Below are 12,479 nucleotides of genomic sequence, written 5' to 3'. Positions count from 1 at the left end.
CGGCGGGGCCCGACCCTGCGCACAACCTGACGGGCCCCGGCGTACATGGAGGCGACCCGTACCCCCGCCGACTGGGGTACGGGCCGCTGCTCTCACAGGGGATGCGGGGGCCTCGCCCACGGCACCGGGCTGTCGAGCGAGACCGTGGAGCGAGTGTGAACCCGTCGCCGGGGGCCGTCAAGCGCTGTGACACCACCGCCTGTTCAGCCGCGGCTCCGTGACCCCCCTACCGCACGGCGATGACGGCCGACCCGTGCCCGAACAGCCCCTGGTTCGCGGTGATCCCGGCGCGCGCCCCCGGTACCTGCCGCTCCCCGGCCCTGCCGCGCAACTGCCAGGTCAGCTCGCACACCTGGGCGATCGCCTGAGCCGGCACCGCCTCCCCGAAGGAGGCCAGCCCGCCACTGGTGTTGACCGGCACCCGCCCGCCGAGCGCGGTCGCCCCTTCCCGTAGGAGCTTGGCCCCCTCGCCCTCGCCGCAGAGGCCGATGTCCTCGTACCACTCCAACTCCAGGGCGGTGGAAAGGTCGTACACCTCGGCGAGCGACAGATCGTCCGGCCCGAGCCCGGCCTCCTCGTAGGCGGCGCGGGCGATCGACGCGCGGAACGACCCCGGCGCGGGCTGTACGGCCGTCACCGAATCGGTGGCGATGTCCGGCAGGTCCAGCACCGTACGCGGATAGGTCGGCGTGACCGTCGACACCGCCCGGATCCGCACCGGATCGCTCACACCGCGCGCCCGCGCGAAGTCCATGCTGCTCAGCACCAGCGCCGCGCCCCCGTCGGAGGTCGCGCAGATGTCGAGCAGCCGGAGGGGATCGGCGACGACGGCCGAGGCCGCCACGTCCCCGGCCGTCACCGCCTTGCGGTAGCGGGCATTCGGGTTGAGCGCCCCGGCGGCCGAGTTCTTGACCTTCACCTGGGCGAAGTCCTCGACGGAATCCCCGTACACGGCCATCCGGCGCCGGGCGTACAACGCGAAGTACGCCGGATTCGTGGCCCCCAGGACCCGGAACCGCAGCCAGTCCGGGTCGTCGGGCCGGTCCCCGCCCACCGGGGCGAAGAACCCCTTGGGCGCCGCGTCCGCCCCGACGACCAGCACGACGTCGGCCAGCCCGGCCAGGATCTGCGCCCGGGCCGCGCCGATCGCCTGGGCCCCGGACGCGCAGGCGGCGTACACACTGGTCACCCGTGCGCCCTGCCAGCCGAGCGCCTGGGCGAAGGTCGCACCGGCCACGTAGCCGGGGTAGCCCGAGCGCACGGTGTCGGCCCCGACGATGGACTGCACGTCGGTCCAGTCCAGCCCGGCGTCGGCGAGCGCTGCCAGGGCGGCGGCCCGCCCGTACTCGACGAAGCTTCGGCCCCACTTGCCCCAGGGGTGCATGCCGGCTCCGAGCACCGCGATGCCGTCGGTCACGACTGCCCCCCGACGGGCTTGAACCGCCAGGTCGTCCAGGTGGTCCCGGCGTCCTCGTCCTCGTTCAGCACACCGCCCACCACCTCGACCTCCATCCCGACCGCCAGCTCGGCGACGGTCACCCCCGGTGCCGCCTGCCCGAGCACCATCATCCCCTCGGCCTCCAACTCCACCGCGACCAGCGTGTACGGCTCCCAGGGCGCGTCCGGATCGGACACGTACGGGGCGGGCGGCCGGTACCGCCCGTCGGTGTAGGACCAGACCCGGCCGCGCGGGGACAGCGGGACCTCGGCGAGCTCACCGCCGCCGGGGCAGCGGGGGTTGCGGCAGTACGCGTCCTCGCGCGGGAAGAACACGGCGGCGCAGGCGGAACACCGGGTGCCGAGCAGGCGGAAGCCGCTCTCTGGTCCGGCGTTTGCACCGGCACCGGCATCGGTGAACCATCCACTGACTACGGGTGTGCGTGTATGCGTGCGTATGCGTTCCAAGACCGACGACCCCTCCCGAACAGCGTGACCCGACAATTCATCTGACGAAGCGTCAGAAGTCTGTCACGGGAGGGCGTACGGGTCACCGGTTCTCGGCGAGCCACTTCTGCGCGGTCTCGGCCAGCTCCGCGTCCCGCCCGGCCAGCATCATCCGGATCATCTGCGCGTCCCCGCGCAGCGACCACCCCGGATGCCCGAAGGTGGCCGGGTTGTTCCTCTCGATCAGGAAGTGCGCGGGCCAGGCCGTCCCGTACCCGATGACGGGGAGGGCGGCGAGGTAGCGCTTCCGGCCGCGCGCCAGCCCGTACGCGGTCAGGGCGAGCCCGGTGAGGGTGCCGGTGAGGTGGACCCAGCGGGTGGCGGCGCGGGAGTGCATAGCTACGTAGTAGGGCCAGAACTCCTCGTACGAACTGAATGTCATGGCCGGCACGGTACTCAGGGACGGATCGAGGCGACAGGGACAGGGACAGGGACCGCGACAGGGAAGTCGAAGTAAGTGTCGGGAAACGCCTCGGGCTTGTAGGTGAAGTGCCACCACTCCTCCGGGAGATTGACGAACCCCTGCCGGCCGAGAACCTGCCGGAGCAGTTGCCGATGCTCCCGGGCGGCCCCGCCGACCCGCGGATCGTCGGTGTGCGAGAGGGGGTCGAAGAAATCGAACCGAGTGCCCATGTCGAGTTCCCGGCGCGCGGGCAGGCGTGCGAGCGTCACATCGAGGGTGCTCCCGCGGCTGTGCCCGGACTTCTCGGCGATGTAGCCGTCAGGAATCAGGCGGTTCTTCTGCACATCCGGATAGAACTCCGCCTTGGTCGCCTGGTCGGCCTCATCCCGGGCCCACCGCACGAACCGGTCCACCGCGCGCTGCGGCCGGTAGCAGTCGTACACCTTCAGGGAGTACCCGCCTCGCAGCAACTCCCGCTGTGCCCGCCGCAACGCCTCGGCGGCGGGCCGGGCGAGCAGGCAGACGGGCTCTTCGTACCCGTCCACGACCCTGCCGGTGAAGTTCCGCGCGGACGCGTACCGCATGTCCTGCCCGATGGTCGGATCGACGTCCGCCAGCGCCGCGAACTCCGGCGGAGCGGCGAACTCCGGCGGAGCCGCACCGCCGACGAACCCCAGCAGCAGGACGGCCGCAACACCCAGCATCCTCATACCCCTTGGCATATCATCGCGGGATGCCGGCACAGTTGAGGGACTCGCACTGCTCCACCTGCGGAGTACTGTTCGAAGCCACCGCCTGGCCCCGTACCTGCACGTCGTGCGGCGCCACCACGTACCGCAACCCGCTCCCGGTGGCTGTCGCCCTCCTGCCGGTCGAGGACGAGGACGGCACCGGCCTGGTGGTCATCACCCGCACCATCGAACCGGCCCTCGGCGGCATCGCCCTGCCCGGCGGCTTCATGGACTTCGGCGAGGACTGGCGCGAGTCGGTGGTCCGCGAGCTGCGCGAGGAGACCGGCATCGAGGCCCCGGCCGCGGAGGTCACCCTCGCCGACGCCATGAGCTCCCCGGCGGGACACCTCCTGCTCTTCGGCCTCCTGCCGCCGCGCCCGGCCTCTTCGCTTCCGCGGTCCGTCGCGACGGACGAAACCTCGGGCTGGCACGTGCTGCGCGCCCCGACGGAGCTGGCGTTTCCGCTCCACACGCGTGCTGCGGGCGCCTGGTTCGCGGGAAAGTACGCGTGACGAAGTAGGAGCCGTGCCGGGGGCTTCCCCCAGCTAAAGCCCCCGAAGGAACGGCCTGGGCGATACCTACCCCCGCCGGGGGGCACCGCCCATCCCCGCCGGGGATACCTGCCGCCCCTCCGCCGGGAGCACCTGTCAGCTTCGCCGGGTACTCCCCGGGCTTCGCCGGGGTACCTCCCCAGTTCTGCCGGGACCCCCAGTTCCTCCGGGGCGCCTGCCAGCTTCGGCGGGGCACCCCCATCCCCGCCGGAAGCAACTCCAGCCTCGCCGGGGAACCTTCAGCCCCGCCGGCGTTTGAGGCGCGGGGGCCGGGGCGGCGCCCCGGTAGGGCCGCGGGCGCGGGCGGCGCTGTCCGGCACCCGGTGGGATCGGGGAGGCGGGCGCCTACAACCCCCGTACCGTCACCCCCGCCACGCCCGCCCCGGCCTCCGTTTCAACGACCACCGCGTCCCCCACCCACCGCACGGTGTACCGCTCGACCTCCCCCGGCTCGAACCCCGGTCCCGGGTCGCGGATCACCACGCCGCCCCCCGTGCGCCCCCGGGCAGGCGCCCACGCCTCCAGGGCCACCGAGCCGTCGCCGGAACGCACCGGCAGGACCGACCCCGCGCGGGCCAGCACCGGGATCCGCCCCGCCGGCGCGTCCAGCAGTACCTGCCCGGGACCGTCGTACGCCGCCCCCGTCGCCGTGTCGTGCCAGCGGCCCCGCGGCAGCCGGACCGCCCGCCGGTCGGAGCCGCACTCCAGCACCGGGGCCACCAGCAGCGCGTCCCCCAGCAGGAACGCGTCCTCGCAGTCCCGTAGCCCCCGGTCCTCCGGCGCGCCCCACCACACCGGACGCACGTACGGGGCCCCGGTGCGCCGCGCCAGATGGGCCAGCGTCACGAAGTACGGCCGCAGCCGCTCCCGCTCCGCCAGCACCGCCCGGGCGTGCTCCGCCACCTCGGGCCCGAACTCCCACGGCTCCCGCCGCCCCGCCCAGATCGCCGAGTGGGTCCGGAATAGCGGCAGGTACGACCCCAGCTGGAGCCACCGCAGGTACAGCTCCGGAGACGGCGAACCCCCGAAGCCCCCCACATCCGGCCCCGAGTACGGCACCCCGCACACCCCGAGCCCCAGCACCAGCGCGAGCGAGGCCCGCAGGCCCTCCCAGCCGGTCTCCACATCACCGGACCACGTGCCCCCGTACCTCTGCATCCCCGCCCACCCCGACCGGGAGAAGAGGAACGGCCGCTCGGCGGGCCGCAGCCGGACCAGCCCCTCCCAGCCCGCCCGGGCCATCCCGAGGGCGTACACGTTGTGCGCGGCCCGGTGATCCCCGCCGGCCCCGTCCAGGGCGTGGCGCGCCGACCGGGGCAGCGTCGGGTCCCCGAACGGGGCGAAGGAGACGGGCTCGTTCATGTCGTGCCAGATCCCGGAGAAGCCCTGCGCGAGCCGTTCCGTGTACAGCCCGCCCCACCACTCCCGTACCGCCGGATCGGTGAAATCCGGGTACGCGCACTCCCCGGGCCACACCTCACCCCGGACCTCCCGCCCCCGCGCGTCCCGTACGAAGGCTCCGCTCGGCCCTACCGCGAGGCCCGAGGTGTGCACCGGGTCGCCCGCCTTCACCGCGGGGTCGACGATCGAGACGAGCCGCACGCCCTGCTCCCGCAATTCCCCGGCCAGGCCCGGGAGGTCCGGGAAACGCTCCTTGTCCACCGTGAAGACCCGGTGCGCGTCGTAGTGGTCGATGTCCAGGTGTATGGCCGACAGCGCGAGCCCGCGCGAGGCGTAGCCGGACACCACGCGCCGTACCTCCGCCGCGCTCCCGAACCCCCAGCGCGCGTGCTGGTACCCCAGTGCCCACTCGGGCGGCACGGCGGCCGCCCCCGTCAGCCCCGACCACCCCTGCAACACCCGGGCCGGCGTCCCCACCAGCACCCAGCACCGCAACGGCCCGCCCTCCATACGGAGCTCGGTCAGGCCCGGACGGTCCGGCCCCGAGCCCGCGCCCTCCTCGCCCTCCCGCAGCACCACCCGCCCGTCCCACGTGTTGTCGTGGAACACCAGGTGCGTCCCCGCGTCCGCGACCACCATCTGCACCGGCATCGTGATGTACAGCGGATCATGGCCCGGCCCGAACCCGCCCTTGGGGTCCGTGTTCCACAGCCGGTACGCCCCGTCCCGCAGCCTCGGCCCCCCGGCCCGCCCGCCCAGCCCGAAGAACCGGGCATCCGCCGGCACCTCAGCCCGCTGAACCCACCGCGCCCCACCCCACCCCGACCGCCGCCGACCCGGTCCGCCCTCGCCCGGCCCGTCCCCACCCGGCCCGTCCCCACCCGGCACGTCCTCGCCGGGTCCGCCCGTGTCCGGCCGGCCCTCGCCCACAGAGCCCCCGCCCGGCCGGCCCCCGTCCCCGCCCGCGGCATCCCCGCCCGGCCGACGCTGCCCCGGTACGTCTCCGCCCACGGCGGCCCCGCCCGCCCCGTCCTCCACCGGCTCCCACCACCGCGGCGGCAGCTCCCGCCGCAGTACCGTCCCGCCCGGGGTCCGGATCTCCACCGCCCCGTGCCGGGACACCGCAACCGTCACGCGTTCCGACACCACCCGCCAGCCGCCCCCGGTGTCCGCCTCCAGCACCGCGCGCGGATCCGGCTCCGGGCCGCTGCCCACCACCGCGTACGACGGCGTCGGCTCCGCCCCGTCCCAGCCCCAGAACACCGCACCGCCCACGGTGACCCGTACCAGCAGCTCCGAGCGCGCGAACCGCAGCACACCCCCGCCCGGGCGCGGCTCCGTACCCGTCAGCAGCCCCGGCACACGCGCCCGCTCCGCGCCCCGGCGCGGGAGCCCCACCGCGTCCGCGCGCCGGTGGCGCCAGGCCGAGCGCCACGCCCGGCGCCCCCGCGCCGTACCGATCTCTTTCACCGCACGCACCAGATCACGACCGTCCATGGCGCTCACCCTGCCACCGGCCCCAGGCCGAGAGGGCTACGTTCAGCTTCCGTTCACCCACAAATGGATCACACCCGACCGCCCATGACGGCTCTGGTGCGGAGGTCGATCACATGGCATGGTCCCTGTGAGCCGCCACGCGCACACCCACCGCGTGATGGCACCGTACGCACACGAAGCGCGAGCCGCAGACTTGACCGGGAGCCGACCCATGACCTCAGCCAGCACGCCGGAACCCCTCTGGTCCCCCGGCCCGGAGCGGATCGCCGCGGCCCGGATCACGGCCTTCCAGAGCTGGGCCGCCGAGCGGTTCGACGCTCCCGCCGACGGCGGCTACCCGGCCCTGCACAGCTGGTCCGTCGATGAGCTGGACACCTTCTGGCAGGCCGTTGCCGAGTGGTTCGACGTCCGCTTCACCACCCCGTACGAGTCCGTCCTCGCCGACCGCTCCATGCCGGGCACACGCTGGTTCACGGGCGCCACCCTCAACTACGCCGAGCACGCCCTGCGCGCCGCCGAAGACCCGGCCCGCGCCGGTGAAGCCGCCCTCCTCTACGTGGACGAGAGCCACGAGACGGTCCCCGTCACCTGGGCCGAACTCCGCCGCCAGGTCGGCGCGCTCGCCGCCGAACTGCGCGCCCTCGGCGTACGCCCCGGCGACCGGGTCAGCGGCTACCTCCCCAACATCCCCGAGGCCGTCACCGCGCTCCTGGCCACCGCCGCCGTCGGCGCGGTCTGGACATCCTGTGCCCCGGACTTCGGCGCGCGCAGCGTCCTGGACCGCTTCCAGCAGGTCGAGCCCGTGGTCCTGTTCACCGTCGACGGCTACCGCTACGGCGGCAAGGAGCACGACCGCCGCGACACCGTCGCCGAGCTCCGCGCCGAGCTCCCCTCGCTGCGCGCCGTCGTCCACATCCCGCTGCTGGGTACGCCGGCCCCCGCGGGCGCCCTCGACTGGTCCGCCCTCACCTCCGCGGACGCGGAGCCCGTCTTCGAGGCGGTCCCCTTCGACCACCCGCTCTGGGTCCTCTACTCCTCCGGCACGACCGGCCTCCCCAAGGCGATCGTCCAGTCCCAGGGCGGCATCCTCCTCGAACACCTCAAGCAACTCGGCCTGCACTGTGACCTCGGCCCGCAGGACCGGTTCTTCTGGTACACCTCCACCGGCTGGATGATGTGGAACTTCCTCGTCTCCGGCCTGCTCACCGGTACGACGGTCGTCCTGTACGACGGCAGCCCCGGCTACCCCGACACCGGTGCCCAATGGCGCATCGCCGAGCGCACCGGAGCCACCCTCTACGGCACCTCCGCCGCCTACGTCATGGCCTGCCGCAAGGCCGAGGTGCACCCCGCCCGGGACTTCGACCTCTCCGCCGTGAAGTGCGTGGCCACCACCGGCTCCCCGCTCCCGCCCGACGGCTTCCGCTGGCTGCACGACGAGGTGGCCGAGGACCTCTGGATCGCCTCCGTCAGCGGCGGCACCGACGTCTGCAGCTGCTTCGCCGGCGCCGTCCCCACCCTGCCCGTCCACATCGGCGAGCTCCAGGCCGCCTGCCTCGGCACGGACCTCCAGTCCTGGGACCCCTCCGGCAAGCCCGTCATCGGTGAGGTGGGCGAGCTCGTCGTCACCAACCCCATGCCGTCCATGCCCATCCACTTCTGGAACGACCCCGACGGCAGCCGCTACCGCGACAGCTACTTCGAGATGTTCCCCGGCGCCTGGCGGCACGGGGACTGGATCACGATCACCGACCGCGGCTCGGTCGTGATCCACGGCCGTTCCGACTCCACGCTCAACCGCCAAGGCGTCCGGATGGGCTCCGCCGACATCTACGAGGCCGTCGAACGCCTTCCGGAGATCAAGGAGTCCCTGGTCATCGGCCTGGAGGAGCCGAACGGCGGCTACTGGATGCCGCTCTTCGTGCACCTCGCACCCGGAGCCACCCTCGACGACGACCTCCGCGCCCGGATCAAGGCGACGATCCGCGAGGAGCTCTCCCCGCGCCACGTCCCCGACGAGATCATCGAGGTCGCGGGCATCCCGCACACCCTCACCGGCAAGCGCCTGGAGGTTCCGGTCAAGCGTCTCCTCCAGGGTGCGCCCATGACCAAGGCGGTCAACCCCGGCTCGGTCGACAACCTCGACCTCCTCCACTTCTACGAAGAGCTGGCCCGTACCCGCCGCTGAGGGGCACTGTCAGTGGCCCTGGTTACTGTGAGTGAGCAAGTGATTGCGCCACTCAGGGGGAGCCATGCCATCGACGAACAAGCCCACCAACACCAACACCAACACCAACACCAACACCAACACCACCAAGACCAACAGCGCCATTAGCACCGACAGCACCGCGACCAGCAGCACCAGCCGGCGCCGCACGCTGCGCCGCGAAGTCCCCAGCACGGTCGGCCTCCTGGCCGACGCCGGGGACTTCGCGGCCATGCGCGGCTACCGCAGCTTCAGCTTCGACGACCACCAGGACTACCTCCGCCACGTCGACGGACTGCTGCGTTCCCTCGCGGCCCAGGGGATCCACACCACCGTCGCCCTCTTCGACCCCGAGGAGTACACGGTGTTCTGCGCGGAACACGGCCTCGACCCGGACACCGCCAAGACCCGCACCCGCTTCACCGCCGAGCTGGCCGGCAGCAGCGGGGGACTGGCCTACGCCGGCCAGCCCATCGAGGAACTGGTCCCGCTCCTCGTCGACGAGGCCGTCCGCCAGGCCACCTGGGAGTACGCCTCCATGCTCCTCGCCGGAGTCGGCAGTTGCGCGGACTGCGGCGAGGACATCGGCCACGCCTCATTCGAACGTGCGGCCGATGCGTTCAAACGCCTCGTGGACGGAGCCGGCCCCGGCCACCACCATCTGGTCTGCAGCATCCCGACCGAGGAGGAACAGCTCGTAGCCGTGCTCCACGCGGACGCTGACGGCGATCTCGATGCCCCACCGCGCATCGAGGGACGCGACGGCCTCGACTTCGTGACCGTACTGGCCGCCGGCATCGCCCTCGGCGGCCCCGGGGGACTGGTGCTCCGCAGTACCACCGACGGCTTCCGCGACCGGGTCCACGGCTGGCGCCTGGACCGCGGCCGCCTGGTCCCCCTCTCCGCGGCAGCCGTGTTCAACGCCTACTGCACGGACGCCGACACCGGAGATCCCGTCGCCCCCGAACCAGGCGTCGAGTACTGCCCCGGCTACGAGGTGGACGACCCAAGCCCGCACCACTGAGCAGACCGGCGGCGGAGTCAGGAGACGGCCGAGGGGCCCTCGCCACCGGCGAAGGCCCCTCGATCGACAACACACCCACACACCGTCCGGCTACTCGCCGGACAGCACCGCCTGCGCGGCCACTCGGGCCTCCTCGGCGGTGTCCGCGGCACGCGCGGCGGCAGCCGCACGCTCGCACTGCGCGAGGGTGTGCTTGGCCAGCGTCGCCCGCACGTAAGGAATGGAAGCGGCACCCATCGAAAGAGAGGTGACACCCAGACCGGTCAGCACACAGGCCAGCAGCGGGTCGGAAGCGGCCTCGCCGCAGACACCGCAGCTCTTGCTCTCCGCCTTGGCGGCTTCCGCCGACAGGGCGATCAGGTCCAGCAGCGCCGGCTGCCACGGATCCTGGAGCCGCGACACCGCACCGACCTGGCGGTCTGCGGCGAAGGCGTACTGCGCGAGGTCATTGGTGCCCAGCGACAGGAACTCGACCTCCTGGAGGATCGAGCGCGCCCGGAGCGCGGCGGAGGGGATCTCCACCATCGCGCCGAACTTCGCCTGCAGACCCGCCTCGCGGCACGCGTCCGCGAATGCCTTGGCGTCGATCCGGTCGGCCACCATGGGGGCCATGACCTCCAGGTAGACCGGCAGGCCCTCGGCGGCCTTGGCCAGCGCGGTGAGCTGCGTACGCAACACATCCGGGTGGTCGAGGAGCGCGCGCAGACCACGGACACCCAGAGCCGGGTTCGGCTCGTCGGCCGGCGTCAGGAAGTCCAGCGGCTTGTCGGCGCCCGCATCCAGCACCCGTACGACGACACGTCCCTCGGGGAAGGCTTCGAGCACCTTGCGGTACGACTCGATCTGCTTCTCCTCGGACGGCGCCTTCTTGCTGTCGTCCAGGAACAGGAACTCGGTGCGGAAAAGCCCCACACCCTCGGCCCCCGCCTCGACGGCCGCCGGCACGTCCGCCGGACCACCGACGTTGGCCAGCAGCGGCACCTTGTGCCCGTCGGAGGTGGCACCCGGACCGGACGACGCGGCGAGAGCGGCCTTGCGCTCCGCGGCAGCGGCCTCCAGCTCGGCCCGCTTCTCCGGCGACGGGTCGACGAACAGGTCACCCGTGCTGCCGTCCACCGCGATGAGGGTGCCCTCGGCGATCTCGCCGGCACCCGGCAGCGCGACGATGGCCGGCACGCCCAGCGCCCGCGCGAGGATCGCGCTGTGGCTGGTCGGGCCGCCTTCCTCGGTCACAAAACCGAGCACCAGCGCCGGGTCGAGCAGAGCCGTGTCGGCGGGCGCAAGGTCCCTCGCGATCAGTACGTACGGCTCGTCACTGTCCGGCACACCCGGCATCGGCACGCCGAGCAGGCGCGCCACGATGCGGTTGCGTACGTCGTCCAGGTCGGCCACCCGGCCGGCCATGTACTCGCCGGCCCCCGCGAGCAGCTCCCGGTAGGCGGCGAACGCGTCGTACACGGCGCGCTCGGCGGTGCTGCCGACGGCGACCCGCCGGTCGACGTCCGCCATCAGCTCGGGGTCCGTGGCGATCATCGCCTGGGCCTCGAGCACGTGCTGAGCCTCGCCACCGGCCAGCTGGCCGCGCGCGATCAGGTCGGCCGAAACAGCTTCCACGGCTTTGCGGGCGCGCCCCTGTTCGCGCTCCGCGTCCTCCGCGGCGATCTGCTTGGCCGGCGGTTCCAGAACCGCCGTACCCATGTGCCGGACCTCGCCGATCGCCACACCGTGGCTCACGCCGACGCCTCGCAGCGTTGTCTCCATTTCACCGTCTCCGATAGAGCGGCGGGCCCAGCCGCCGCGATGGATGTCCGACTCGCAAGCGCAGCGGACGCGTCACTTCCAGCTGAAGAGGACGTCCTCGGCCTTCACGTCGCCGGACTCGACGACGTCGGAGAGGGACTCCGCGGAGGCCTCCAGCGCCACGATGGGGCAGATGGGCGACTTGCCGGCCGTCTCGACGTCGGCAGGGTTCCAACGAATGACGACCTGACCGCGAGCCACGGTGTCGCCCTTGTTGACGAGCAGCTCAAAGCCCTCGCCATTGAGCTGAACAGTGTCGATCCCGAGGTGCGTGAGCACGCCGTGACCTTCGCTGTCGACGACCACGTACGCGTGCGGGTGAAGAGAGACGACCACACCGTCTACGGGGGACACCGCCTCCGAGGGCTCGCGCAACGGATCAATAGCGGTGCCCGGTCCCACCATTGCGCCGGAGAACACCGGATCGGGCACTGCCGCGAGTCCGATGGCACGCCCGGCGAGTGGGGACGTCACGCTGGTCATGGGGGCCTCCCAGGGGTGGGGCTTCTTCGTGTCGCCGTCACAACCTGTCCTGGACGGCGTACTTTCAGCAGGGTATGTCATGAGATGCCCCGGTTCTGCGCGAAGTGCACCTCTTGAACGAGGCCACGCCGCGCTCCCGCGACACCGTAGTGGACTAGACCATACGCCTGATTCGATTTGCCTGGGCACTGGCAGGCCTGTACTGTCGTGACTCCCGCCAGGACGGACCGCGTGAACTTCTCGCGAACTGCCGATGGACGGGAACCCTCCTCTTAAGTACCGATCTTGATCTCGACGTCTGCACGCATGCCTATTCGGCAAAACGGCAGGTGGTCAGGGAGACGGAAAAGCACTGATAGAGTCGGGACCGCCGGAAAGGGAAAACGCGAAAGCGAAGAACCTGGAAAGCGAGCGGGAATGACTCTGATAGAGTCGGAAA

Annotated in this window: 10 protein-coding genes; 3 read left to right on the top strand and 7 right to left on the bottom strand. The window is 72.3% G+C overall.

Features of this window, described 5'->3' with window-relative positions; all coding sequences use genetic code 11:
• Positions 1–226: 226 nt before the first annotated feature.
• The 4 genes from J7I97_RS35520 to J7I97_RS35505 form a co-directional block, all read right to left on the bottom strand.
• Complete coding sequence (locus J7I97_RS35520; protein WP_214943936.1) at positions 227–1,417, bottom strand: lipid-transfer protein; 1,191 nt, start codon at positions 1,415–1,417, stop codon at positions 227–229.
• Positions 1,414–1,896, bottom strand: coding sequence for a zinc ribbon domain-containing protein (locus J7I97_RS35515; RefSeq protein WP_214944035.1), 483 nt, complete (start codon positions 1,894–1,896; stop codon positions 1,414–1,416). The genes J7I97_RS35520 and J7I97_RS35515 overlap by 4 nt, the downstream gene beginning before the upstream one ends.
• Positions 1,897–1,987: 91 nt before the next feature.
• Positions 1,988–2,326, bottom strand: a complete 339-nt coding sequence (locus tag J7I97_RS35510) for a DUF962 domain-containing protein (RefSeq protein ID WP_251051693.1) — start codon at positions 2,324–2,326, stop codon at positions 1,988–1,990.
• Between the two features lie 14 nt (positions 2,327–2,340).
• Positions 2,341–3,051 carry a M15 family metallopeptidase gene (locus J7I97_RS35505; protein ID WP_251059484.1) on the bottom strand — a complete coding sequence of 237 codons (711 nt, stop codon included), beginning with the start codon at positions 3,049–3,051 and terminating at the stop codon, positions 2,341–2,343.
• Positions 3,052–3,080: 29 nt separating this feature from the next.
• Here J7I97_RS35505 and J7I97_RS35500 point away from each other — a divergent pair, with 29 nt between their 5' ends.
• Complete coding sequence (locus J7I97_RS35500; RefSeq protein ID WP_214943930.1) at positions 3,081–3,590, top strand: NUDIX domain-containing protein; 510 nt, start codon at positions 3,081–3,083, stop codon at positions 3,588–3,590.
• A gap of 384 nt (positions 3,591–3,974) precedes the next feature.
• Here the strand turns inward: J7I97_RS35500 and J7I97_RS35495 are convergent, their stop codons facing one another.
• Positions 3,975–6,527, bottom strand: coding sequence for a TIM-barrel domain-containing protein (locus tag J7I97_RS35495; RefSeq protein WP_214943928.1), 2,553 nt, complete (start codon positions 6,525–6,527; stop codon positions 3,975–3,977).
• A 211-nt stretch (positions 6,528–6,738) separates the two neighbouring features.
• Between J7I97_RS35495 and J7I97_RS35490 the strand changes: the two genes are divergently transcribed.
• Positions 6,739–8,715 (top strand): acetoacetate--CoA ligase, encoded by a 1,977-nt coding sequence (locus tag J7I97_RS35490; protein WP_214943926.1) that lies wholly within the window; start codon positions 6,739–6,741, stop codon positions 8,713–8,715.
• A gap of 64 nt (positions 8,716–8,779) precedes the next feature.
• Positions 8,780–9,757 (top strand): hypothetical protein, encoded by a 978-nt coding sequence (locus tag J7I97_RS35485; protein ID WP_251059483.1) that lies wholly within the window; start codon positions 8,780–8,782, stop codon positions 9,755–9,757.
• A 90-nt stretch (positions 9,758–9,847) separates the two neighbouring features.
• Here the strand turns inward: J7I97_RS35485 and ptsP are convergent, their stop codons facing one another.
• Together ptsP and J7I97_RS35475 are read right to left on the bottom strand one after the other, a co-directional pair.
• Positions 9,848–11,518 (bottom strand): phosphoenolpyruvate--protein phosphotransferase, encoded by a 1,671-nt coding sequence (gene ptsP, locus J7I97_RS35480; RefSeq protein ID WP_214943924.1) that lies wholly within the window; start codon positions 11,516–11,518, stop codon positions 9,848–9,850.
• 72 nt (positions 11,519–11,590) lie between these two features.
• A complete protein-coding gene (locus J7I97_RS35475) occupies positions 11,591–12,040 on the bottom strand; it encodes a PTS glucose transporter subunit IIA (protein ID WP_214943921.1) in 450 nt (149 codons plus the stop codon).
• Positions 12,041–12,479: the final 439 nt, after the last annotated feature.

This window comes from Streptomyces sp. ISL-87 (genome assembly GCF_018614095.1).
In the GTDB taxonomy this organism is placed as follows: domain Bacteria; phylum Actinomycetota; class Actinomycetes; order Streptomycetales; family Streptomycetaceae; genus Streptomyces.
The sequence above is the reverse complement of the archived record's forward strand: the minus strand, read 5'-3'. Positions and strand labels throughout refer to the sequence as shown.